At 59.5% G+C, this 20891-nt stretch carries 30 protein-coding genes; 16 read left to right on the forward strand and 14 right to left on the reverse strand.

The window, feature by feature from the left end; translation table 11 throughout:
- Window positions 1-119: 119 nt before the first annotated feature.
- The gene (locus NLN62_RS22460) at window positions 120-1358 is read right to left on the reverse strand and encodes a replication initiator protein A (protein ID WP_254110222.1); all 1239 of its coding nucleotides are present in this window, start codon (window positions 1356-1358) and stop codon (window positions 120-122) included.
- A 306-nt stretch (window positions 1359-1664) separates the two neighbouring features.
- Here NLN62_RS22460 and NLN62_RS22465 point away from each other — a divergent pair, with 306 nt between their 5' ends.
- Both NLN62_RS22465 and NLN62_RS22470 read left to right on the forward strand, forming a co-directional pair.
- Window positions 1665-2327, forward strand: coding sequence for a ParA family protein (locus NLN62_RS22465; RefSeq protein ID WP_254110223.1), 663 nt, complete (start codon window positions 1665-1667; stop codon window positions 2325-2327).
- Window positions 2299-2655 (forward strand): hypothetical protein, encoded by a 357-nt coding sequence (locus NLN62_RS22470; protein ID WP_254110224.1) that lies wholly within the window; start codon window positions 2299-2301, stop codon window positions 2653-2655. Before NLN62_RS22465 ends, NLN62_RS22470 begins: the two co-directional genes overlap by 29 nt.
- A 59-nt stretch (window positions 2656-2714) precedes the next feature.
- On the opposite strand, the gene NLN62_RS22475 is transcribed toward NLN62_RS22470, so the two are convergent.
- The 4 genes from NLN62_RS22475 to NLN62_RS22490 all read right to left on the reverse strand — a co-directional run bounded on the left by NLN62_RS22475 (window position 2715) and on the right by NLN62_RS22490 (window position 5091).
- Complete coding sequence (locus tag NLN62_RS22475; protein WP_254110225.1) at window positions 2715-3023, reverse strand: hypothetical protein; 309 nt, start codon at window positions 3021-3023, stop codon at window positions 2715-2717.
- A complete protein-coding gene (locus tag NLN62_RS22480) occupies window positions 2986-3909 on the reverse strand; it encodes a phage integrase N-terminal domain-containing protein (protein WP_254110226.1) in 924 nt (307 codons plus the stop codon). The genes NLN62_RS22475 and NLN62_RS22480 overlap by 38 nt, the downstream gene beginning before the upstream one ends.
- A 797-nt stretch (window positions 3910-4706) precedes the next feature.
- Window positions 4707-4862 (reverse strand): hypothetical protein, encoded by a 156-nt coding sequence (locus tag NLN62_RS22485; protein ID WP_254110227.1) that lies wholly within the window; start codon window positions 4860-4862, stop codon window positions 4707-4709.
- A 40-nt stretch (window positions 4863-4902) separates the two neighbouring features.
- The gene (locus NLN62_RS22490; protein WP_254110228.1) at window positions 4903-5091 is read right to left on the reverse strand and encodes a hypothetical protein; all 189 of its coding nucleotides are present in this window, start codon (window positions 5089-5091) and stop codon (window positions 4903-4905) included.
- A 211-nt stretch (window positions 5092-5302) separates the two neighbouring features.
- On the opposite strand from NLN62_RS22490, the gene NLN62_RS22495 reads away from it, so the two are divergent.
- From NLN62_RS22495 to NLN62_RS22515, 5 genes are all read left to right on the forward strand, one after another.
- Window positions 5303-5503, forward strand: a complete 201-nt coding sequence (locus tag NLN62_RS22495) for a hypothetical protein (protein WP_254110229.1) — start codon at window positions 5303-5305, stop codon at window positions 5501-5503.
- Window positions 5504-5535: 32 nt separating this feature from the next.
- On the forward strand, window positions 5536-5721 hold the full coding sequence (locus NLN62_RS22500) for a hypothetical protein (RefSeq protein WP_254110230.1): 186 nt from the start codon (window positions 5536-5538) through the stop codon (window positions 5719-5721).
- Window positions 5722-6226: 505 nt separating this feature from the next.
- A complete protein-coding gene (locus NLN62_RS22505; protein WP_254110231.1) occupies window positions 6227-6442 on the forward strand; it encodes a hypothetical protein in 216 nt (71 codons plus the stop codon).
- A complete protein-coding gene (locus tag NLN62_RS22510; RefSeq protein ID WP_254110232.1) occupies window positions 6442-6669 on the forward strand; it encodes a hypothetical protein in 228 nt (75 codons plus the stop codon). Before NLN62_RS22505 ends, NLN62_RS22510 begins: the two co-directional genes overlap by 1 nt.
- Window positions 6670-6789: 120 nt before the next feature.
- Window positions 6790-6948: a hypothetical protein gene (locus NLN62_RS22515; protein WP_254110233.1), complete on the forward strand. Its 159-nt coding sequence runs from the start codon at window positions 6790-6792 to the stop codon at window positions 6946-6948.
- Here the strand turns inward: NLN62_RS22515 and NLN62_RS22520 are convergent.
- Entirely contained in the window at window positions 6945-7145 is a 201-nt protein-coding gene (locus NLN62_RS22520) for a hypothetical protein (RefSeq protein WP_254110234.1), read from the reverse strand. The genes NLN62_RS22515 and NLN62_RS22520 overlap by 4 nt on opposite strands.
- 63 nt (window positions 7146-7208) lie before the next feature.
- Here NLN62_RS22520 and ligD point away from each other — a divergent pair, with 63 nt between their 5' ends.
- From ligD to NLN62_RS22535, 3 genes are all read left to right on the forward strand, one after another.
- Window positions 7209-8141 carry a non-homologous end-joining DNA ligase gene (gene ligD, locus NLN62_RS22525; protein ID WP_254110235.1) on the forward strand — a complete coding sequence of 311 codons (933 nt, stop codon included), beginning with the start codon at window positions 7209-7211 and terminating at the stop codon, window positions 8139-8141.
- 57 nt (window positions 8142-8198) lie between these two features.
- Window positions 8199-8399 carry a hypothetical protein gene (locus NLN62_RS22530; protein ID WP_254110236.1) on the forward strand — a complete coding sequence of 67 codons (201 nt, stop codon included), beginning with the start codon at window positions 8199-8201 and terminating at the stop codon, window positions 8397-8399.
- A gap of 92 nt (window positions 8400-8491) precedes the next feature.
- Window positions 8492-10474, forward strand: a complete 1983-nt coding sequence (locus tag NLN62_RS22535) for a hypothetical protein (protein WP_254110237.1) — start codon at window positions 8492-8494, stop codon at window positions 10472-10474.
- Here NLN62_RS22535 and NLN62_RS22540 read toward each other — a convergent pair.
- On the reverse strand, window positions 10471-11109 hold the full coding sequence (locus tag NLN62_RS22540; RefSeq protein WP_254110238.1) for a hypothetical protein: 639 nt from the start codon (window positions 11107-11109) through the stop codon (window positions 10471-10473). The two genes, NLN62_RS22535 and NLN62_RS22540, sit on opposite strands and share 4 nt — an antisense overlap.
- 43 nt (window positions 11110-11152) lie before the next feature.
- On the opposite strand from NLN62_RS22540, the gene NLN62_RS22545 reads away from it, so the two are divergent.
- Window positions 11153-11653 (forward strand): hypothetical protein, encoded by a 501-nt coding sequence (locus tag NLN62_RS22545; RefSeq protein ID WP_254110239.1) that lies wholly within the window; start codon window positions 11153-11155, stop codon window positions 11651-11653.
- A gap of 401 nt (window positions 11654-12054) precedes the next feature.
- On the opposite strand, the gene NLN62_RS22550 is transcribed toward NLN62_RS22545, so the two are convergent.
- The 5 genes from NLN62_RS22550 to NLN62_RS22570 form a co-directional block, all read right to left on the reverse strand.
- Window positions 12055-12546: a hypothetical protein gene (locus NLN62_RS22550; protein WP_254110240.1), complete on the reverse strand. Its 492-nt coding sequence runs from the start codon at window positions 12544-12546 to the stop codon at window positions 12055-12057.
- Window positions 12547-13353: 807 nt separating this feature from the next.
- The gene (locus tag NLN62_RS22555) at window positions 13354-13830 is read right to left on the reverse strand and encodes a hypothetical protein (protein ID WP_254110241.1); all 477 of its coding nucleotides are present in this window, start codon (window positions 13828-13830) and stop codon (window positions 13354-13356) included.
- A 35-nt stretch (window positions 13831-13865) separates the two neighbouring features.
- Window positions 13866-14684 carry a GIY-YIG nuclease family protein gene (locus NLN62_RS22560; protein ID WP_254110242.1) on the reverse strand — a complete coding sequence of 273 codons (819 nt, stop codon included), beginning with the start codon at window positions 14682-14684 and terminating at the stop codon, window positions 13866-13868.
- Between the two features lie 121 nt (window positions 14685-14805).
- Entirely contained in the window at window positions 14806-15780 is a 975-nt protein-coding gene (locus NLN62_RS22565) for a response regulator receiver protein (protein WP_254110243.1), read from the reverse strand.
- 189 nt (window positions 15781-15969) lie between these two features.
- A complete protein-coding gene (locus NLN62_RS22570) occupies window positions 15970-16647 on the reverse strand; it encodes a hypothetical protein (RefSeq protein ID WP_254110244.1) in 678 nt (225 codons plus the stop codon).
- Between the two features lie 223 nt (window positions 16648-16870).
- Here NLN62_RS22570 and NLN62_RS22575 point away from each other — a divergent pair, with 223 nt between their 5' ends.
- The 5 genes from NLN62_RS22575 to NLN62_RS22595 all read left to right on the forward strand — a co-directional run bounded on the left by NLN62_RS22575 (window position 16871) and on the right by NLN62_RS22595 (window position 19668).
- Window positions 16871-17539 carry a recombinase family protein gene (locus NLN62_RS22575; RefSeq protein WP_254110245.1) on the forward strand — a complete coding sequence of 223 codons (669 nt, stop codon included), beginning with the start codon at window positions 16871-16873 and terminating at the stop codon, window positions 17537-17539.
- Window positions 17536-17766, forward strand: a complete 231-nt coding sequence (locus NLN62_RS22580) for a WGR domain-containing protein (RefSeq protein ID WP_254110246.1) — start codon at window positions 17536-17538, stop codon at window positions 17764-17766. The genes NLN62_RS22575 and NLN62_RS22580 overlap by 4 nt, the downstream gene beginning before the upstream one ends.
- A gap of 26 nt (window positions 17767-17792) precedes the next feature.
- Window positions 17793-18746, forward strand: a complete 954-nt coding sequence (locus tag NLN62_RS22585) for a hypothetical protein (RefSeq protein ID WP_254110247.1) — start codon at window positions 17793-17795, stop codon at window positions 18744-18746.
- A gap of 263 nt (window positions 18747-19009) precedes the next feature.
- Window positions 19010-19306 carry a nucleotidyltransferase family protein gene (locus NLN62_RS22590; RefSeq protein ID WP_254110248.1) on the forward strand — a complete coding sequence of 99 codons (297 nt, stop codon included), beginning with the start codon at window positions 19010-19012 and terminating at the stop codon, window positions 19304-19306.
- Window positions 19306-19668, forward strand: coding sequence for a DUF86 domain-containing protein (locus NLN62_RS22595; RefSeq protein WP_254110249.1), 363 nt, complete (start codon window positions 19306-19308; stop codon window positions 19666-19668). Before NLN62_RS22590 ends, NLN62_RS22595 begins: the two co-directional genes overlap by 1 nt.
- Window positions 19669-19968: 300 nt before the next feature.
- Here NLN62_RS22595 and NLN62_RS22600 read toward each other — a convergent pair whose 3' ends face one another.
- Window positions 19969-20628 (reverse strand): SEC-C metal-binding domain-containing protein, encoded by a 660-nt coding sequence (locus NLN62_RS22600; protein WP_254110250.1) that lies wholly within the window; start codon window positions 20626-20628, stop codon window positions 19969-19971.
- 29 nt (window positions 20629-20657) lie between these two features.
- Window positions 20658-20885: a hypothetical protein gene (locus tag NLN62_RS22605; RefSeq protein ID WP_254110251.1), complete on the reverse strand. Its 228-nt coding sequence runs from the start codon at window positions 20883-20885 to the stop codon at window positions 20658-20660.
- Between the last annotated feature and the right edge of the window lie 6 nt (window positions 20886-20891).

Raw genomic sequence — 20891 nt, forward strand, 5'->3', positions numbered from 1 at the left:
CGAAAGACGGTTCTGTAAAAAAAATCGACCCGCCAGCAGTCGCCTGTGCCTTCAAGGCAGAGCCTCAAGAATCTTCGAGGATAGGTGATATACGGTTTTGTCAAAACCGTTTGTCAAAATCAGCCGAGCAGAGGTAGTGGCGCTTTTCCCGCGGCCAATTTGGCCCCTTCCCCGCGATAGCGCATCCATAGCAACTCCCCATTCTTGCCTTCGATGAGATCAAGGTCGTAGTCCGGAAGCGGAAACAACTTGCTATGGGCCACGAGCTTTCTCAGGATCTGCGCGAATTGAGGCACGGCCTGGGGTGAACCGCTCCGCTTATGGACCTCTGCAATCGAATAGCGTGCTTGGGTTCGGCCTGCAGCTCGCCGGGCCAGTCGATAGACCATCCGGCCCAGCCCTTGGCTGATGAGGAAATAGTCCGGATTGAGCGTCAAGATCTGTGGCTTCCCCTTCTCCCGCACAACGGATTCATACACCCAGCTTGGAATGTAGATCTCGATATCGTCGACGTGGCCATTCGATGTGGCACTCACGACGCGGTACTTGTCGATCAGCGGAACGTTGACGACCTCGCGGCGCTTTCCCCCGCGAAGATTCGCCACTTTCAACCGCGTACCCGATAGCCGATCAAGCGCGGCTTCGAGGCTCTTGTATTGCAACCCGCCAGACCCGCGGCGGCAGAACTTCAGAATGTGTGAGGCCTTGGGACGGTAAACCTGTGCTGGCAGATCTGGGCGCAACCCTTTGCTTGCATCGATGTGATACCTGCGGGCCTCCTCAGCCAGATAGGTGACCATGTGCAGGAAGATGTCATAGTCGAAGACCGTGGCAATGCCATGCTCCGCACTTCCGTCGACGGTGACGATGGAATCGTTAAGCTCATATCGAAGCGCGGTATTCCGTCGGTTTTTTGACATCGTGAACGGCGCGATGTCCATGAGGTTGACGTCATCCTTTAGCGGCGCGTCATAGATCACCGGCACGAAAAGCGAGAGCTGCTGATCGTCCGTAGGCGCTTTTCGCAGGATCGGTCCCGGCAATTCCGACTTGAGCACGCCAACCACGTCGGTCTGGCGCTCGCTGTCCTTGATAGTTTCACCAAGGCTCCGCAACGCTGCTGCCAGTTCGGGGTCGGAGATTTTGAAGTCAACTTTTCCCCGTTCCAGGTCAGCGAAGCTTCGGCGCAAGTAGAAACGACGAAGCCGGGCCAATGCGTCCTGACCCAATGCAATGACAGGACGACCGGTTTTTTCGGAGAACTCTGCCGCCAGCTTCTGGAGGTAGTCGTTTCGTTCGTGCAAGCCCAAGTCCGCGAACGCCTCGCGAGACATCAGATCGAGCTTGAGCGGCTGCATTCGGAAAACAATAGCGCTTCCCCTTCTCGCTCGCGAGCCGGTCGCCAATGAATTGAGCAGCCTTGTATCGGCTCTCCTGGGGAAAGAAAGCGCGGTTTTCCGCGTAGAACGTCGGGCGTACTGCTACGCTGCCATGCTGCTACACTCCCATGCTGCTGTATTGATGCGCTGCCACGCTGTCGTACTGTTATGCCAGCACGCTGCTGTAGCAGCGTGTTGCCGTACTGTTGTAGCGCTGTAACAGCCTATCAGCGAACTGCTGTACTGCCATAGCAGTGATGTTCGCCTTGCCGTTAAGGTGGGCACATGAAAATCGTTAGCTTCGTCAATCAAAAGGGTGGCACGGGCAAGAGCATGCTCGCCATCAACCTCGCTGTGGCTGCGGAAGCCACCGGCGAGAAGGCCTGCCTTATCGATCTTGATCCACAAGGCACAGTGACCAACTGGTTTGATACCCGGACAGCCGAAACGCCACCGGTTGTCGCTCATGAGTCCGCGGCGGATCTCACAAAAACCCTTACCGCGCTGGAGAAAGCGGGATTCTCGCTGGTGGTAATCGATACCAAAGGGGAGGACGGTCATGCCACCCGCGCCGCAATGCGGGTCGCTGACCTGTGCTTGATCCCCGTACGTCCCGCCGGGCCTGACCTGCACGCCACGCGCACTACTATGGCAGCGTTACACACGATGCGCCGCGACTTTGCGCTGGTGGTCAATCAAGCCACACCGAACAAGGCCGCTAAACTCACGTCGGCCGTCATGACTGGCCTTGCGCAAAGCGGGCCAGTGGTCCCGGTCTCCTTGGCTTCGCGGATGGACTTTCAATACAGCTACGCTCTTGGGCTTGGTGTCAGTGAGCATGCGCCCGCATCGAAAGCTGCCGAGGAGGTTGCTGAGTTCTGGGCCTGGTGCAGAAAGCGTATCAACAAGGAGAAGACCGGTGAGCAGCAAGAGCGACGCCGCGCGTAACGCTGTCGCAGCTGCGGCGGGTTTGGACGGATTATTGCGCCCAAAACCCGTTCAGCCGGCTGCCGCGCAACCTGATAATGTGGTGGAAATCAACCCCGAAACTGCGGCGCCTCGTGTCGAGCCGGCACCGAGCGAACATCGCAAAGCAGCGAAGCCCCAGGAGGGGACAGTGCGTGCGACGTACAAGCGCGTGATGTTGTACCTGCCACCCAAGGCCAAAAAGAAGATGCAGGAGATCGCCTTCATAACGGATCGCAAGCCGCATGACATCTATCTCGACGCATTGCGGGAATTTCTGGAGCGATCAGGCCATCCCGGGTTGCTGTAGCGGTGTAGCAGCATACTAGTACGCTGCTACACCAGCATCACGGCAAGACAACGATGCGGCTACCAGGAAATCTCAACGTCAAAGCCGGCCGCCTGCCGCCCGTCCTCGGTTGTCGCTACACGGCTATGCCATTCCGCAGTGAGGCCGTTTTCCTTGATCCATTCCTTGAACATCTCGGCGCCGTCGGTCTTTCTCAGGTCAATGCCGCCAGGCAAGGCGATGCGCAGGGCGCGGTGGCCCTTCTTGGCTGCATTATGCAGGGCCATCTTGATTTTGTCGGTGCGCAGGTGCGTGGCCGCCAAGTTTTCCAGTTCCGTCTTATAGGACTTTTCAAGCTCCGGGATGAGCTTTGAGAGGTTTGCTTTCATTGCGCCGATTCTGCGCCTTTGCGAAGCGGCTGCCAAGATAGGTGTCGGTGACGGCCAATCGTCCATGGCCAAGTTCATGTGAAATCTGCATCCGCGCGCGGAAATCCGCGGCTTTCTCGCCGCGGCTCATGCGCTCATAGGTGGCGCCGCCGGAAGCGGGGCAGGCGCGGCCGGTGAGGGTTCTGTACCGCCATTGCGCGTACCAGTGCCGGTGGCCGTGCATGTTGCGGATGCCGGCACCCCAAGTCACGTGCTCAACCTCCTTGCGAAAATCGATATAGCGCTGGCCTTGGGGGATGAGCGAGCCATCGCCGCACTCCTTGCGCAGCGCCTCTAGCAGTGCACGTTGACGCGGGGTCCGTATCGGAATCTCGCGGGCGCGGCCGCCCTTGCACCAGCTCGACTGCATGGCCAGGCGGTCGCCCTTGTCGGCCTGGCTGACCCGGAATTTCAAACTTTCCTCTAGCCGCATGCCGAACCCCATCTGCAGGTGCAGCGCCAACTGCATACGGTAGGGCAGGGCTACCATCCTTTCGACGGGTGTGGCGTGGGCACGGTTACCGTTGAAGGCGGAACGCTTTTCGATGCCGGCGCTGTCGTTATCGCGCGGCACCACATTAGGCTTGCGGACCCGGCTGGCCCACCAGCGCAGCCAGCCCATCCGGTTCTTCATAGTGCCGGCCGAGAGGCCCGACGATCGCCAATGACCAATCAGCGCCTCGACATGGCGCGGCTTGATGGACGACGCGGCCGGGAGCTTGTAACCCAGCCCGCGCAGATCGCGCGCCATGAGTTGCAAGCCCCGGTGCCGCTGGTTGCGGGTCAAATACGACCCTTCGCCATCGCCGAGGGCGAGGCGTTTCAGGTCGTAGGCGAGTCCGTCCAATCGTCGTTCTTTCTTTAGTGTTCATGACCGCCGCAGATGCCTTGGCATGCCGCGGCCCGCCTATAGCGGCGGAGAGGTCGTTTCAACGCGGCGAGCGACGCCGCATTGCCTCGTTCTGATCTGTAATCGGTACGCCACCGGGAATGCGGCCAGCTCCTTTCATGCTGTGCCTGCGCATCGCCATGGTGTGGCATCTCCTTGTCATCACTTACCTCGTGGGGGTAGCGCAGCCGGCATTGCCCGTTGGGTTGCACTGGCGGCGGGACTGCTGGGTGGCGCCCAGCTCGCTTCATTCTTGTCGTCATGGTTTTCCTCCTGAAACGGTAGTGGCCTTGCGGCCTGGGGTTTGCGCTTTCGCAGCGCCGCGACCTGGCGAAATACTTCTGGCACTCGCCGGCACTCGTCCCGTGCAGAAGGCGTGCCTATTCCGCATCGCCTGCAGAATATTTGCGCAGCTTTGGGCCAAATCTGTCGGACAATTCGAGCAGCGTGCTTGGGGATCGCGCCCTCACTACTGGTCTTTGACTGTAGTGAGGGCGCATTCTGCGTGTGTTGCCTGACGGCATCGGGGAGGGGACCTCCCCGAACCCTTCCCGTGGCCGCTTAGGGCTGCGCCGCCCAGCGGCCAGCGGAGCGCGTACGCCGCCCTCCACACCTCACCGCGGCCGGGGACACCCCGTCACCCCGTGCTGCGCCACGTCGTAGAATCGTGAAATCGTGAATGCGATGAGCTGGCCAGAGACGCGAAGGGCGCCCTAACGGCGCCCTTCTTTTTGACGGTCTTCTCACCGTCTTTTCTATTTGAACAGGTCTAGCTGAGGACTGTCGACGATGCCGTTGTCGGATTTGAACTTGGCGGTCGTCATGTCCTCGCTGGCCCAAGGGAAGTAGAGAAGGCCGCAAGTCGGGCACGGTGAGTTCTCCGGCTCGGGACTTTCCCTCGTCCACTGCATGAGATGATCTCCCGTGCAGCGGTACCAATGGCGATGCATGTTAGTCGCCATCGATATCCTCGTCGGCGTCGTAGTTGCTGTTGGTAAGAACCTCGGGCCGGTAGCGGCTAAGCTTCTCGTCCTCGCACTTGGGACAGACCCTCGCCAGAGGAATAGCGCGGGCGTCATTGGCCCAGCGGGAGAGGAGCCCGGACCCGCAAGGGCACGGACGTGCATCGTCGATCGCCATGGGCGTCTCCGGGAAAAGGGATGAAGATGGTTGGTGTGGCAGAATCTTGCGCCGCTTGGTCGCCGATGCAAAGCCCCGCGCTCGATTGCCGATGCATGCCTGTTCGCTAAGCAACAAACCGTTCTAGCAGCTTTACCCATCGTGACGTTGCGTCAGCATTGCCCCACAGCGTTTCGCTGGAAACACCCCTCTCGTTTGAAAAGGAAAATCTATGGCCGAGAGTAAGCTGCCCTCGCATGACGCGTTTGTTGTCAGTGGTGACGGCAGGAAGGCAACGTGGACGCGGATCGGCGCCGCGTGGCCGAACGACGACGGCAAGGGCTTCAACATCGTGATCGCACCGGGTCTTGCGGTCTCGGGCAAGATCGTCCTTCGTGAACCGAAGCCCCAGGGCGACCAGGAGGGCGACTAGATTCGGCTTCGCTGGCCGAAGCCAATACCCTGTTGGACGCGATCTATGGCCAGATCGAACTGACCTCGTGGTCGCACTGCCGCAAGGATCAATTCATTCGGGCGATCGAAGCGTTGGTGGAAGCCCAGCTTGTCATTGAAGGGGCGATTGAGCTGCCGCAAGAGGCGGAGTTCCGGGAGCGCTTTGCCGCCGCCTTCATCTTTTTAGCGAAAAGCTAAGGCTCTCCCACGGGGGAGCCTCTTTCAGTTTCGGGCGTGCCCTGTGGGCCGGGCTCTAGGCTTTCGCCCGGAGCCGCTACGCCGTCTCCGCCGGTCGGGTAACGATCCCTCACGCAAGCCATAATGAACCCCTCGCCGGGGGCGCTCGGTCACGCCTTTGCTACGCATCGCTATCACTAAGGCGCGCGCCGGGTGCCCTTTTAACCGGTCTCGGGGCCGGAGAATGGTCCTCGCTACGCTGCGGGCCATATTCCTCTTTTCCTGAGAGGCCACGCCGTCCCAATCGCCTCAAGGCCAAGCCCTTCGGGCGCTACGCGGCCTTGACCCGATCGCGCCGACGTGGCGGGGGCTGGCCATTCGCTTAAGCCGGATTCCCGGCGTAAGCCGCATCTCCAGCCCCAAACAGCCTTGACTCATTGTTCTCATTTTGTTCTTTTGGGCGCTGCCGGCTTTTTAGGGCCAAGCGATGCCTACACTCGACTACATCCGCTCCGAGATCGAACACATGCGGCGGCAAATCGGCCGCCAGCAGAAGGAAATTCTGACCCTGCAGCGGGTGGGTATTCCGACGACATCAGCGCAAGCCTTGCTTGAGCGCATGCAGACCAAGGTGGATGGCCTGGTCGAGGAGCGCGATCGGATGAAGGGCCAGGCCAAGCTTGGCAAAACCTACACATCGGGGAAGCGCATCAACGGAACGCCGGCGCATCGCAGGGTGTAATGGATAACCTGCGGCGGTTTCCGGCGCCCTGGGTGATGGAAGAAGACAAGGACGGGTTTCGCGTCAAGGACGCCAACGGCTTCTTCATTTGCGGCGTCATGCATCGCGAGGATCTGCACCGCAGCGGCTATCAGTACGCCGACAGCTTTCTCACGCGCGATGAGGCCCGGCGGATTGCGAAGGCGATCTCGCGGTTACCGGAGCTGCTCAGGCGGCCGCAGTATTAGACGATCGCTTGCATAGTCCGTTGAACTACGGTGCTTCGGTTTAACGTTAAGCCGAACCACGCGACAGTCTTGTTGCCCGGTCTGCGCTCCGACGCGTATAGCTTGCAGCGGAGGAGACGGATGCAAGCCACGCTGGAAGAACTGCAGGCCTTGAGACTCTTGCGGGCTTTCGCTGAGATCAAGGACGCCAAGACGCGTGAGGCCGTCATCGCGTTTGCCGAGCAGGCGCGAAAGGCTGAGGCCGAGTCCAGCGGCCAGCCACAGGACAACAATGGCTAGCCGCTTTCGCCGCCGTCCCGCCGCTCGGCTTCTGGCCAGCTGAGCGAGACCGGCGGCAAGGGCCTGGTTTTGACCGGCCGTTTTTCATAACGGGTGGCGAGGTCGAGCAGCCGCCGCTTGATAAATGGGTCGTCGGCTTTGTCGGCCAGGTCGCGGATCAATATCGACCGCTGTTTGTTAAATTCATCGTCCAACATGGGATTACCAAATAATCCCGATTATACTGGTCGGCATTGTCCTGTGCTAGTTTTGAGTAGCGTATGGTTAAGCGTGCCAGGTCCCACGTGCGTGCTGCTTCCGCGGCGATGCCGGGCTTCATCAAGCCGCAGCTGGCCACGCTGCGCATGAAGGCGCCGGCCGGCGACTATCTCCACGAGATCAAATACGATGGCTACCGCATCCAGCTGCACCTCGACCGGGGCAAGGGCAGCGCCTTTACGCGCAACGGGCTCGACTGGACCAAGCGGTTTTCCGCGATCGTGCGGGCCTTCGACATCCCGGGGCGGGCGATCATCGACGGCGAGGTGGTGGTCGTGCATGAAGGCCGCACAAATTTCTCGGAGCTGCAGGCTGAGCTTGCAGGCGGCCACCAAAAGCGTTTGCTGTACTACGCCTTTGATCTTCTCTGGCTGGAAGGCGAAGACCTTCGCAAGCGGCCACAGGTTGAGCGCAAGGAGCTGCTGAAGGAGCTAATTGAAGCCCACGAGCTGCAGGCGCCGGTGCTTTATAGCGAACACCTCGAAGGTGACGGCCAGATGCTGTTCGAGCACGCCGCTAAGCTCAACTATGAGGGCATCGTCTCGAAGAAGGCCGATGCGTCTTACCGCTCCGATCGCAACGAGGGCTGGCTCAAGATCAAGACCATTCAGCGCGGGAAATTCCCGGTGGTCGGGTTCATCAAGGACCCGTCGGGCGTCGCCGCTCTATACCTTGCCAAGCAGGAAGGCAAAGAGCTGGTCTACATGGGCAAGGTCGGGACGGGCTGGTCGCGCACGGTCTCAAGCCAGATACGCAAGCAGCTCGACACGGTCGTAAGCCCCAAGGCCAAGCTGACCAGGCCGGTGCGCAAGCCCAAGGCCACATGGGTCGAGCCGACGTTCTATGCTGAGGTTGAGTACCGTGACATCACTTCCGAGGGGCTGCTCAGGGCCAGTTCCTTCAAAGGACTATCAAAAAATAAATCGCGTAGGTGAACTAGCGCGGCCGATTTTTCGGTGATTATTGGTAGGCCTCTTCCAGAGGAGGTCGACATGATCCAAATCGATGTCATTCGTTTTTTGGTTGGGAAGGGCCCAGGCCGCACCGAGATTGAATTGGCCAAGGCCATACACGGTGACGATGCCTACCAGCAGCAAGTGAATCAAGACGTGCGGATGCTGGTGGATGCAGGGAAGATCGTTCGCCGAGGAGGCGGCGGCCCGAATGATCCCTACAGGTATTATCCGGCGTAACAAATCCATATCGCGAAGCTAATCGCCACACGCCTGCTGAGAAACTACGCGGTCGACGATACAGTTCAGCGGCTTAGCATTATTGTTGGGGCATGCGCTCGGTGTTGCTCGGGGTGATGCTGGCCTCTGTGGCTGGTTTTGCCGTGGCCCAGGACTGGGGCAACATGGCCACGATTTCCTCGACGCTTGGCAACAACACCAACCGGCTGTGCATCGGCGACCACTCACGGCCCGGCGACATTGGCTGTCCAACCTGGGCACCAAGCGTGACGACGGCGGGCAATCTGATTGTCAGCGGCAGCGTGTCCGCCAACAGTTTCGTCGGCGATGGCTCAGGTCTCACCAACGTTGGCGCGGCCAGCACCGACCGCATCACCAGCGGCACCACCAAAGTCACCGCCAACAGCACCGGCTACGTCAGCTTCACCACTGGCGGGGTGACCACCGGCTACATGGATAATTCGGGCCTGTTCATTGTCCCGGGCGTGAGCAGTACCGGCCAAATCGCCGGGACGACGGGCTACTTCACCAGCACGCTCACCACGCTCAACGCTATCACCGCCAACAACGGCAATATCACCGCTGCGACGGGGAATGTTATCACGGGCTCCAACTTCAGCTATAGCGGCGGCACTGGCTATCTCGCTTGGTCCGGGTCCACTAACAACAGCATCCAGGGGGATGCAACCAACCGCTTCATCGCCATCCGCACCTCGGGCACCGAAGCCATGCGCATCGTCAGCAGCGGCTACGTCGGCATCGGCACTTCCACCCCCACCAAACCCCTCGATGTCACCGGTGCGGTGGCTGCCTCGGGTGTGATGTCAACCGGAACTTACTTCTCTGGCCCCGCAATCTATGGCGGCAGCGCCGCAAATGGACTGCTCACCCTGGCTGGCACCACCAACGCCACGCCGGGCAACGTGCAAATAAACACCAGCGGCGGTAAAGTTAGCGTCGGCACGGGCAACCCCTCGTCCACCCTCCACATCTCCGGCAGTGCGCTGATCACGAGCTGGACCGGCATCAACTTCGCCGGCCAGAACGTCACCCCCACGGCACCGCTAGAAGTTTCCGGCACCATCAGCGCCACGCACTTTGTCGGCGACGGCTCCGGCCTTACCGGCATTGCCTCGGCTGCAACGACCGACCGCATCACCAGTGGCACGACATCCATGCTGGCGATCTCCGGCACCGGCTACGTCTCGCTCACTCAGAGCGGCGTAAACACCGGCTGGTTCGATCCCTCGCGCGGCTTGGTGACGATCGGCGTCAGCAGCACAGGGCCGATCAGCGGCACAAATGGTTATTTCAGCGGGCTCGTTGGAATCGGCCGGACACCGGGTAATGGCTACTCCGTGGATGCTGCGCAGGCAATCCGGACCGGCAATGTGCTCCAGACAGCATCGGGCAGCTCAACTACGCCGGCTCATACATTCACTAACGACAATAGCACAGGCATGTTCATGCCTGCCTTACAGACGCTGGCTTTCGCAGCATCTGGCACCGAAGCCTTGCGCATCGTCAGCAGTGGCAACGTCGGCATCGGCTCCAGTGCGCCTTCTACAAAGCTCGACGTCAACGGTAGTGTGAGCATCCGCGGTGAAATCGACCAAGGGATGGTCTGGAATGGGAGCAATTGGGTCTATACCCTAACCGGGTCGCCAGCTTTTGTTGTCCGAAATAATGGAAATGGCCTGTCCCAATTCCGGTTTGCGCCGCCCGGTAGCGCAGGAAGTATAGCACCTACCAAGGATGCCATGCTCGTCAACGGTGCGACCGGCTATGTCGGCATGGGCGTTGTAGCTACTCCTTCGACGCAGCTTGAAGTCTCCGGCACGATCAGCGCCACCAACCTGGTGGTGAACGGCGTGAGCATCACTGGCAGCGGCGCAACGGCCGACCGCATCGTCAGCGGCAGCATCAACGCGATCGCCGACGTATCGTCCGGCGCGGTCCGGGTCAGCGGCACGCTTGCACTCAGCAATACCGGCAACGAGCCCTGCGATGCGGCCCACTACTACACGTTCCGCGCCAACCCCGTTACCCAGCAGCTGGAAATGTGCCGGCCCTAGACGTAGCGCCGGGCCATGCGCTCGATGGTGTCTCGCATTTGGCCTCGCTGCATATGGCCGCTACGTGTCGTCTGCGGCGCGAACAGCGCTTTGCCATACCGCCGTCCGACTTCGAGCCCCCAGAAATTCGCTGCCCTCAGGCAGACCACTATTCGCTCGCCGCGCTCGGCTTGAGGAAATAGCACCGACTGCGCCCAATCGAGCATGGCCCGACTGGAGGGAAGCGCGGCGAGAACATGATGATCCGTGAAGGTGCGGGAGTGATAGGCGCCGATATTGGCGATCGCGACCTTATCTCTGATGGCATCCGGCTCACCGAGCCACGCTAGCCGCTCTTTGCGCCATCTGGCGCCTTCGGGGTGATGATCCGTGAACCCCAGCCGGCCCATGCGCTGTCTGACATACCGCTCCTGTCCTTCCTTGGACCTGGCGATCCTGACATCGGTTTCCGAGAAGCCGGGCGACAGGTAAAGCAGCACGACCGGCGCGGTGCGCAGCTTGCCGCCGAAATTGCACGGCAGGCACCGCAGGTCGAACCCATGGGAATTGTTGAGGCGATCGAAGATCGGCCGGTCCAGGGGATGGATCGTCTCGGCCTTGCCGATCGTCGACCAAAACTTGAAGATGTCCGTCATGGAAATCCCTTAAGTGGTCCCGAAGTGATAGCCGGATGATACGATGATTGAAGACCTGATTCTTTTGCCGCGAGATCGCGTTACTTATGAGAAATTGCACGCCTCACACGGCGACCTGACCATAGCCAACTCTTGCGCCCAGTATATCCTCAAGAAGGGTTGGCACTCCCTGTCGTTTCTGCGTCGGGGGAGCGTGCAGATTCAGCAGATTGCTTTCACGACCACGATGATTGTCGCCTATGCCCGCCCATTTGCCGGAGGACGGGGAAAGGGCATCAATTTTCCGGAGAGACTGTTGCAATACGACGATGAGCAGGCTGCCTTTCATGAGCATTTGCTCAAGCTGAGAAAACAGGAATATGCCCACACCGACGCGTCAACGATCTCGGTGCGGCCGCTCAAGGGTAGCCTTGTCACCGACATCCAGTCGATCCGCGATACTTCCTTCTCGCCGGACGAACTGAAGCTCTTTCTTGCCATGACGCAGGGTGTGTCAGGCAGGATTCAGCAGCGGCTCGATGAGATACGCCGCAGCGGAAGCTAGGGCAGGGCAGCCGAAGCTGCCCCGCGACCTGGAATTAAGAACCCAGGCTAAGGATGAAAAGGATCAGGTAACCCAGGGTCACCAGACCATAAGCTAACGTATGCAACGTTGAACTCCTTTGGTCGGAGCGATTTGGGCCTCAAATCGAGGGAGACGATCACCGACCGTTCCGATTATTTAGCTGGACGGAGATCTCTGACCGGCTGGATTCGGTAGATTTTTGCGGAAATATTTTTTGCTCTAGGCGCCAGAAAACCCGGTGTGCAGCATAAATAACGTCTTTGTGCGGTAGCCGGTGACGAACCAGAGTTAGCGGTCCTCGCTCGGATGCACCCACTTTTAGGGTGTGATGCTTTGCGTTTCGGTCAACTTGATCATGTGGACCGGCGGCGCATAGCCGCCTAGGCGCGCGCCGCCGCTCGCTCGGCAATGAGGCCGCCTAGGAGGGCTTCCGGCCGATATTTCCTCAGCCCACGCGCGAGAGTCTGATCGGATACAAGGACGTAGACTCCCTGGACCATGAGGCCCCCGTAAATCTCATCGAGGTCGAGGAGGTCGCCGGGAACGACGCTGGCGACGTCTGCGGCGGCGGCTTTGGTCAGATATTGAGCTCCCAGAATGCGGTCTCTATGCGCATTCAACGTGTAGAGGAGCGTCATTTCCCGAGCCAATCTCTCCTTGCTCGTCCTGGTTACCTGTTGCGCCCATTTGCGCGGCTCGATGAGTCCGGCTCGCGTCATGCCGAGATCTCGGGCCGTCTCCTCCAGCTCCTCGCCCTTCGGGCTCAGCCGGTGGTCCAGCTTTACGTACTGCACATAGTCATCAACGGAAATCCGCGCGCCATGCTCGATCCGGCGATCGACAACGTCTCCCCGAAAGCTGACTGCACCCATCGTTCAGAACCTCTTGCGACCGCAGCGTTACCAGTACGTATGGCGTCTTGCGCTCGAATCAAACGCGGTTTGCCGTCGGACGTTGCAATCAAGCGATGATGGGCGTCGTCCCTGCTTGGCGCGGCTCTGGAAAGTGCAAAGTCGGCCGGAATTCCGAGGCTGGTGCTCTCCATGTCGTGAATTGCGGCAGCCTGAGGACCCTATATAACGGCAGCTGGTGCTGGTTCAGGCCGCTTTTATGAGTGGGCCGCCGAGTCGGCGAAGGTGCTGCAAAGCGGCGACTTCCCGGCCAACCTTACGAGGTCCCCAGCCCGATCGCGGACTTTCTGCGATCGGGAGGCATTGGGGACCGGCATCCACCCCTTCGCACTCGCCAATCAACGGTTTTGCCGAAGGAGTAGGCTATGTCTCAATTGACGATCGGTCGCATTTCCCGTCGGGTCTTCCTGGTTGCCGCGTCATTCAATAGACGCTTCACGACCGAGGAATTTGTCGCCAGATTTCGCGGCCGGTTTCCCCTCAGCTGGCGGTACCTGGTGCGGAGGTACGCCCCGGGCGGCAAGGGGGCCGGCCGTCCATACAGTGCAGCCACGCGCGTCGCGATGATGCTCAAGCATTTTGCCCATCAGGGGTACATCAGTCGCCAAAAATATGTACCGGCCTCACCGGCATGGGGCAGCCCGGTTGTGAGAACCTGGCGAAGCTAACTGGCTATTGCTGCGACCGCGCCGTCAACGGCAAACAATCGTTGGCGGCGCGGTCGTCTGCCGACCTTTCTTGAGGGCCACTTGCCGGTGAAATGCGCGGTCATATGAGCTGCGGGGCTGGCCTTGCAGTCTTGTCCTCGGTCTCGGCTTCGGGCTTTCGATCGTAGGTGCAGTAAAGCCAGGGCAGAACGGACTCCAGACCGGTGGTTCTCGCCGTTGGAAAAAGCCGCTTCAATTCCGGCGTGATGATCTTCAGTCCCGCCTCAGGCGCGAATACCCAGGGAACGACCGGCCAGTCCGGAGAGATGCTGCTGTCCTCCCTGAGCGTCTTGTTGATGATGGACCAATGGGTGTGCCAACTGTTGAGCCGCTGCAACAAGGCGCGCGGTTGCTTGGCGTAAGTGACTTCGCAGAGATAGACGGCTTTCTCCCGCATGTTCACGGCGAGTACGTCGACGTACCAGTGCGGCTTCTCGTGCGGGCTGGTTTCGTTGCCTCGCAGCCAGAATTCCGGGTTGACGAAACATGCGCGGTCAGCCCGTAGATATTCAAGCACCACGCCCTGAAAGTAATCCATTGGTTTAGCCCCCATTCCTGTTGCATGTATGCGAACTATGGCACGACGAGGCCCGCATCGATCAGGGTTTCCGCACCGAAGGTCTCCACGACGAATGCGTATCCTGGGCCTGTCAGCCTGAGCATTTCCCGCGTCGCTGTGGCGTCGTGCACCTCGATCATCCCGTTTGATACCATGTCACGGCCAACCCCGTTCTCGATGATGTATTCTATGCCTTCGACTTCAAGCCGGCGCGGCAACAGGCAATCGGGTTCAAGCAAGACACCGTTCGCCAATGCGGAGGCGATGATGGCGCCGGCCTGGCGCGGTTTCATGGCAATCGTGTCATCATTTTTCCAAAGGCCCGCCGCCCGCGTAAACGTCGCAGCGGGTTTGATGGGGACCGACTTGACCGGCGTCAGTTTCTGAAACCATCGATTGATGGTTTGACGTTCAGGGTCTTCGGCTTCGCCCCACAGCGAATCCCGGCGGCGCTGGCGACTCGCTTCGGAAGGGTTTGACGTCCCTTCGCCGCCGTCAGTTTGATTAGTGAGAGGGCCAAGCTTTAGGTCGTGTCGCCCGATCTCGGCGATCAATGCGCGTTCGCGTGCCAGCGCCCCCGCTTCATCTGGATAGGAGCTGTCGATGCGATAAGCGACCGCCTGGCCTTCGCGATGAAGGCTTCGGATGACGTTCAGCTTATGCGTCAAAGCCTTCGTTGTTCGCGCGTCGGCTTCGTGTTGCAGACAGCGAAAATTGACGCCCTTGCCCACATAGAATGGCTGACCACATGGCCGGCACAGGACGTATACGTAGAAGGCATGGTGGTCCCGCAGAACGGTGCGGATGCCGATAGCATCAAACAGGTTCATCATTTTTGGCAAATATCAGAACAATGCGGCGTTGCGAGAGGAACTACGGCAGCCTGGCATGATCGATTGCGGTTGCGGCCGCATACCGCGCGGACACCAGGTCGCCTGCGACACGGCCGCAATGTCACCTTTCGGGGGACTTCACGAACTCCACCGCGACAGGGGCCGGCGCCGGAGTTGGTTGAGGCCGTGGTAGCGGCGGGAGCTTCTTCCAGCGGGCTTCTTCGAGGGCGCTGACAACCCCTTGCAGAAGGATATCTGCGTAGTTTGTGATAAGGCGAGCGCAAACCATCGATACAATTCCGCCGTTGGATGCCGTGTAGAAAATCAGCCGGGGACGCTCAGGCGACATGTAGACAGGTGCCGTGTCCTTGTCGGACGCGAGTGCCTCGGCAAAAGCGAAACCCATCGGCGGGGATCGGTTCTGTGCCGTGCTAAATTCGGCCGGCGAGCCGGACCAGGAGGTGCCTCGCGGAATCCCCGTATACACGACCGGACATTTCTGCAGTGGGCCCGAGCCCGACTGAGAGCTGACATTGCTGATGATCAGGTCGTAGGGCTCATCATCGAGCGCCGCCTGCCGTGCAAGCTTAAGCGCATCGTCGGGCGACAGGGCCCGCTGGACGCTGACGTTCATTGCCGCCAACGCCTGCCGTTCGACAACGTTGTTGGGCAGGTTGGTGTCCAGCCATAACACCCGAGCGCCTGAAACGGCGCCGCCAACCCTTGCCGCACGCGCCAGGGCACCTTCCAAGAATTCACCGTTTCCTTGAAGCAGCGGAGCGCTGCCCTTTAGATCGGCGAACTTCTTTTCTGCGGCCTCCCGGTCAAACTTGACGCCAAATGCTTCACCGTGCGTGATCGTCGAAAGCCAGTCGAACAGCCTTTCGCGGTTCGCGTAGGCATAAACCACGACGACGATCGTGACGATGATCCTCAGGAAAGCGCTGGTTTGTCGGAGCAGGCTGTCAACAATCGACTCGGAAGCGGCCGGTGCTGCTTCTTCTTTCATTGGCGGACCCCGTAAATCGAATCGCCTCGATGGATTGGCGAGCCAGCGCTTCATCTTGAAATTTGGCGAGTTGCCATGCTTCGTCATGCGTCTGTGCGTAACCGTTGGAAGCGTCTCGTCACGTCAGAGAGACGCCGCAATGAACAACCAAAAATTGTGCAAATGGTATCTATGGCTTGTGACGTTGCAAGCGGAATTTCGGGCCTGTCATACTTGCACATCCGTTTCGGGGCCCATGCCACTCAAACCAGGGGAGGGGGCGATCGGTACCGGGGCTCAGGTAAACCCTTTCGCGTGGAGGTCTTGGGCGCGGTCGAGTTTATATTCGTGCACCCACGGCCTCCCGGTCTTCGGATTGATGAACGTTCCTTTTAGGTCGATCGAGAAATGAGCTGGAAGCGGGATACGCCGGCCACGGGTAGCCAGGTTGTCGACCCAGCGCGGTGGATTCAGAACATTTTCCGGGGCCTCGTCGAACGCCTCCTGGTCTTTGAAAATCCAGATCTTTGAGTGCGCCTCACGAATTGATTGATCTACCACCGCCAACGGTACGGCGAGGGGAGCGACGGCGTATGCCTGCTTAACCGCTGGGATCAGGCTGTCGACGATAGCGCGATTGAAAATCAGGCCTTGCCTGGGTGAGAGGTAGTATTGAGCGCGGTAGCCACTGCGACCGTTAAACAGTTGGTCGAAAGTGATCTCAGCGATGGGTATTCGCGCCCAGAGGCGCGCGATATCGGTCGGCGCCTCCTGATCGATTGCCGGCTCCCACGTTAGATATACCTTGCCTTGGCCGGCAGAGTGCTCGGCATCTTTGACCACTGCTTCGATCAGCTCGCGCGGTGATGGCGGATTGAGAAGCCCTGCTCGGCGCCTTTCATCGACAAGGGCCGCTAGATCCCATTCTTCAGGGCTGACAAGCTGCATGGCTACCAAGATATTGTCTCTGAGCAAAACCTAGCATCCGGGTCATTCCAGCGAAACGGATATCTGGAGGCCGAAAGGGCACCCATGAACGCAACTCTGCAACACAACTGATCAGGAACGTCACTCAATGACTTGTCGGCATCCGTTTGCGAGCCTTAGTCTGTAATACGGGATACGTGACGAATTTTCGTATGCTGGGGTCTTTCGCCGGGACTGTCACGTAACCGAACGTTTGAGTGACAGGAGGAAGATGCAACTCGGCTACATGAGGGTGTCCAAAGCGGATGGCTCTCAAACATTGGACTTGCAGAGGGATGCCTTGCTCGCTGCCGGCATCAAAGCCAATCACCTTTACGAGGACCTGGCCTCGGGCCGCCGCGATGATCGTCCTGGTCTTGCAGCCTGCATGAAGGCGGTGCGGGAGGGTGACATCCTCGTCGTCTGGAAGCTTGATCGTCTTGGCCGAGATCTCCGTCATCTCGTTAATACCGTCCACGACCTGGTCGAGCGCGGCGTTGGCTTCAAAGTGCTGACCGGTCACGGTTCGTCGATCGACACCACGACGGCCGGCGGCAAGCTCGTTTTTGGAATCTTCGCCGCATTAGCTGAATTTGAGCGCGAGCTGATTTCCGAACGCACACGCGCAGGGCTGGCGTCAGCACGGGCTCGCGGCCGGAGAGGGGGCCGTAAGTTCAAGATGACCCCGGCGAAGGTGCGGTTGGCGCAGGTCGGCATGGCAAATCGCGACACGAAGGTGGACCAGCTCTGCGGTGAGCTCGGCATCACGCGCCAGACGCTCTACCGCTTCGTGTCGCCAGAAGGTGAACTACGGAACGACGCGAAACGTCTGCTCGGCATCGGGTCGACCGCTGACACTTCAGGACCAGTAAGAAAACAAGAAGAGGAGGAAACCGCATGACCGCCATCATGCTCACTCGGATCGACAATCGCCGCAATCGCAATATGGCACGGTATTACAAGCTGGACGTTCAGCCGACCCTGTTCGGCGAATGCTCGCTGGTCAGGGAATGGGGACGCATTGGCCGTGCCGGCACGGTTCGCATCGAAACCTATCGGAGTCGGGGCGCTGCTGACATTGCTATGGCCTCGAACTGGACGAAGAAGCTCAAGAGGGGCTATCGCTAGGCTTCGAATAATGCAGGGGCTGGCCGATGGGTGAGGCGAGGCGAAAACGAGAGGCGGTTCTAAACAGCCCCTGTCCCTGTGGCTCGAAGAAAGCCGCGCGCCTTTGTTGTTTCAATGGCAAGGAGTGGCACAAGCCCGCCGCCACTCTCGGGCTGAAGTCGCTACCACCGTCGTCGAGTGTGGCCAAGTGCTACATGAAGGAGTTGGGATCCTGCGTTGCCCCCATCTCGGGCGAACACATCATCTCAGAGTCGGTAATAAGGGTTCTGATGGGAGACGGCGAATTCTCGATAGGGGGCCTGCCCTGGCTTGCGCCCGACGAAGAGAAGATCCTGGCGCCCCAAAGCCTGCGTACGAACTGCTTATGCACCAAGCACAATAGCGCGCTGCATCCGCTCGACGACGCAGCGCACTATTTCTTTGCGTCGCTAAAATCGTATCTCGAACACGATGGGGGGATGAGGCACGCGCTAGTTTCGGGGCATGACGTTGAGCGCTGGCTTCTAAAGACCGCCAAGGCCGCTGCGGTGTCGAAGAATCTCGCAAGGGGGCGGACGCCGCTTTCCGGCGCGTTCTCGCGGGACTCCGCGATACTGGACATGCTCGATGACCCGCGCCACTGGCCGGAGGGTGCCGGCCTCTATTGCACCATGAACGCAGGCGACCGGATGTCGAATCACCCACGCTTCCAATTACAGCCCCTCACAAACGCACAAGAGGATATCGAAGCGTTGGCGCTGAATATCCTGGGCCTAGGCTTCGTGTTGTTGCTCGAACCGCTCGATGTCGACAAATATCCCTTCTTACGGGGGGCAAAGTATCGGCCAGGAAGGATCGTCATTTCTTACCCGACCTCGACCAGCTGGCTCACGATGAGCTGGGAAGACGGGAGAGCGCATGAGGCATTGACGGTGCAGCATGTGCGAGCCGTGCCAGCCGCTCAGTCTGGCGCGGGGCCGGCCGGCCAGACCCAGTCGTGACCGGTTTTCTCCTTGAGCCTGGTAAGCAGCCCTTTCATTTTGTCGACGGTCATCGCGTCGAGGAATTTGAGTAAGCCGTGAGGGCACTCCGCGAGCGCGTCCGGGTCTCTCCTATTGACTACGGGGACGGCCTCGCCGGCGGTTAATCGCATTTGCGATTTTACGGCGATGTGTGTCGAACAAGCCCGCGCCGCGACCGCAATGATGGAGCATGTCAGCGGACCCTTTTGCCGTCGTCCATGTAGCTGTGGTATTGTACGCGCATGCAGACGACAGAAGTCATTTCGCGCCTGAAGGCTGTAGAACCGCAACTGCGGGCCTTTGGCGTGGACGGATTGTATTTGTTCGGCTCGTACGCTAGAAATGAAGCAGGCCCCGACTCCGACGTCGACGTGTTTATTGATCGGGCCCCCGGCACAGAGCTGGACCTCGACGCCTTCATAGGCGCCTACGACGTTCTGAAAGCGGCACTGCCCGTCAATGTCGATTATGGCACCCGGACGGGTCTCTCAAAGTTGATCCGGGATGATGTTGAACGCGAGGCCATCCGCGTTTTCTGATGGCTCCCAGCAAAACGCCCCTTATCCGTCTCTTGCACATCATCGGTGAAGTCGAGGCCATCAATCGCGCGCTTGATGGAGTATTGAGAATGGACTTTGAGGATTCCTGGGTGCTGCAGCGGGCCGTGGAGCACGGATTGCTCATCATCTCGGAAGCCACCAAGACCCTGCCTGCCGAACTGAAAGAAGCCGCGCCGGATATTGCCTGGCGCAAGATCGAAACCCTCGGAAATTTCCTGCGTCATGAATACCGCGACGTTGATCCCGAACTCGTCTGGAGCATCACGCAAGAGAATCTGCCAGCGTTATTGGAAGCTGCACGCAGGCTCGCGGAACGATTACGCGAACCTGAGCCAGTCTGATCACCTGCGCGCACGCGCGATCAATCAGCACGTCGATTGAGATGCGTCGCTTTACCGTCCGAGAAACGTCCCCTGGGATCAACTACATGGAGCCCGGCAAGCCGATCTACTGGCATTGGTTGGTCGAAGCCTACTGTACCCGTGGAGAAGCCGACCTTGTCATGGCTCAAGCGCGGCTATCGTTAGCCGCAAAAAGCGCATTTGCGATTTTGCGACGATCCAGCCGAACGGTCACTGCTCCGGATTTTTAAAGTCTTCAAGAGGGCCAGGAAAGGTCGGCTGACTTTCTCCGGGAGACGATCATCGGGCATTCAGGTCTATCAACCGCGCGCAGCACTTCTTGAATTTCTTGCCGCTGGAGCAAAAGCAGGGATCGTTGACCTTGGTGCTGGCGGCGAGATCGACCAGCACCTGAGCTTGCGCCATTCGCGCGTTTTCCCAAAGTCGTTTGAGCAAATCGCGGCTCATTCGGATTTCGTTGCCAACGGAATTGTCTTCCATTGCTTGTTGCATGGTGTCGCTCGCGGCAATCCAGGCGTCCACGCTTTTGAACTGTCCCAGGCTCCGCTTCACATTGATGAGGCGCTTCTGGCCCTTGTAATCGTAGGCCCGTTGAGGATCGGGAAGAAAGAGCACGGCTGGCTCATTGTGGACGTGCGGAGTGATATCGACGAATGTGCCGCCCGCGTCCCAAACAGCATGATGTTCTGCTTCGATGAAGACCCGAGGCCATTCCCAAATCAACCATCCGTAGGCGATCGTGCCGCCGTCACGAACGATTTTCGCCTGAACGTTGGGGAAGCACTCGCCAACGATTGCATCCGGCTCGGGACGGACCGGCACCATCATCGGCCGGTGATCGGGACTGATTTCTTGGCAAAGGGAAGCGATGGCTGGAGAAACCGCCTGCGGGGCAGTCGTGAATGCCTTTGAGAATATCTCTTTCCGAATTGTCGCCAACGGTTTCCCTATCGCTGTGCGTTACCTTGCTAGGGAGTCACCACCACGCGCGTCAGCCCCTTTTCCCGTGCGGCGCGCGTGGCGCGTTCGATCACCTCATCCAGGCGCATGTCGAAGGGGCCGCTTCCTCCCCAATCGGTTTCGTCGCTTACGAAGAAGTAGCCCTTGTCCGTTGGCGGCTGCCCAGCTCGGTGGACACGAACAACGATGTGCCGTTCGCTCGGCATCGTCTTCGGGGTCCAGATCACGTCCACCACAGCATT

Source organism: Bradyrhizobium sp. CCGUVB23, from assembly GCF_024199885.1.
Classification (GTDB): Bacteria; Pseudomonadota; Alphaproteobacteria; order Rhizobiales; family Xanthobacteraceae; genus Bradyrhizobium.

Coding starts and splice junctions, on each gene's coding strand:
- NLN62_RS22515 (WP_254110233.1), top strand. CDS start 6,790: ATGCAAGCCACGCTGGAAGAACTGCAGGCCTTGAGACTCTTGCGGGCT.
- NLN62_RS22580 (WP_254110246.1), top strand. CDS start 17,536: ATGACCGCCATCATGCTCACTCGGATCGACAATCGCCGCAATCGCAAT.
- NLN62_RS22565 (WP_254110243.1), bottom strand. CDS start 15,780: ATGACGAAGCATGGCAACTCGCCAAATTTCAAGATGAAGCGCTGGCTC.
- NLN62_RS22530 (WP_254110236.1), top strand. CDS start 8,199: ATGATCCAAATCGATGTCATTCGTTTTTTGGTTGGGAAGGGCCCAGGC.
- NLN62_RS22585 (WP_254110247.1), top strand. CDS start 17,793: ATGGGTGAGGCGAGGCGAAAACGAGAGGCGGTTCTAAACAGCCCCTGT.
- NLN62_RS22510 (WP_254110232.1), top strand. CDS start 6,442: ATGGATAACCTGCGGCGGTTTCCGGCGCCCTGGGTGATGGAAGAAGAC.
- NLN62_RS22465 (WP_254110223.1), top strand. CDS start 1,665: ATGAAAATCGTTAGCTTCGTCAATCAAAAGGGTGGCACGGGCAAGAGC.
- NLN62_RS22545 (WP_254110239.1), top strand. CDS start 11,153: ATGATTGAAGACCTGATTCTTTTGCCGCGAGATCGCGTTACTTATGAG.
- NLN62_RS22505 (WP_254110231.1), top strand. CDS start 6,227: ATGCGGCGGCAAATCGGCCGCCAGCAGAAGGAAATTCTGACCCTGCAG.
- NLN62_RS22560 (WP_254110242.1), bottom strand. CDS start 14,684: ATGATGAACCTGTTTGATGCTATCGGCATCCGCACCGTTCTGCGGGAC.
- NLN62_RS22495 (WP_254110229.1), top strand. CDS start 5,303: ATGGCCGAGAGTAAGCTGCCCTCGCATGACGCGTTTGTTGTCAGTGGT.
- NLN62_RS22575 (WP_254110245.1), top strand. CDS start 16,871: ATGCAACTCGGCTACATGAGGGTGTCCAAAGCGGATGGCTCTCAAACA.
- NLN62_RS22520 (WP_254110234.1), bottom strand. CDS start 7,145: ATGTTGGACGATGAATTTAACAAACAGCGGTCGATATTGATCCGCGAC.
- NLN62_RS22550 (WP_254110240.1), bottom strand. CDS start 12,546: ATGGGTGCAGTCAGCTTTCGGGGAGACGTTGTCGATCGCCGGATCGAG.
- NLN62_RS22595 (WP_254110249.1), top strand. CDS start 19,306: ATGGCTCCCAGCAAAACGCCCCTTATCCGTCTCTTGCACATCATCGGT.
- NLN62_RS22535 (WP_254110237.1), top strand. CDS start 8,492: ATGCGCTCGGTGTTGCTCGGGGTGATGCTGGCCTCTGTGGCTGGTTTT.
- ligD (WP_254110235.1), top strand. CDS start 7,209: ATGGTTAAGCGTGCCAGGTCCCACGTGCGTGCTGCTTCCGCGGCGATG.
- NLN62_RS22490 (WP_254110228.1), bottom strand. CDS start 5,091: ATGGCGATCGACGATGCACGTCCGTGCCCTTGCGGGTCCGGGCTCCTC.
- NLN62_RS22540 (WP_254110238.1), bottom strand. CDS start 11,109: ATGACGGACATCTTCAAGTTTTGGTCGACGATCGGCAAGGCCGAGACG.
- NLN62_RS22475 (WP_254110225.1), bottom strand. CDS start 3,023: ATGAAAGCAAACCTCTCAAAGCTCATCCCGGAGCTTGAAAAGTCCTAT.
- NLN62_RS22555 (WP_254110241.1), bottom strand. CDS start 13,830: ATGGATTACTTTCAGGGCGTGGTGCTTGAATATCTACGGGCTGACCGC.
- NLN62_RS22485 (WP_254110227.1), bottom strand. CDS start 4,862: ATGCAGTGGACGAGGGAAAGTCCCGAGCCGGAGAACTCACCGTGCCCG.
- NLN62_RS22460 (WP_254110222.1), bottom strand. CDS start 1,358: ATGCAGCCGCTCAAGCTCGATCTGATGTCTCGCGAGGCGTTCGCGGAC.
- NLN62_RS22590 (WP_254110248.1), top strand. CDS start 19,010: ATGCAGACGACAGAAGTCATTTCGCGCCTGAAGGCTGTAGAACCGCAA.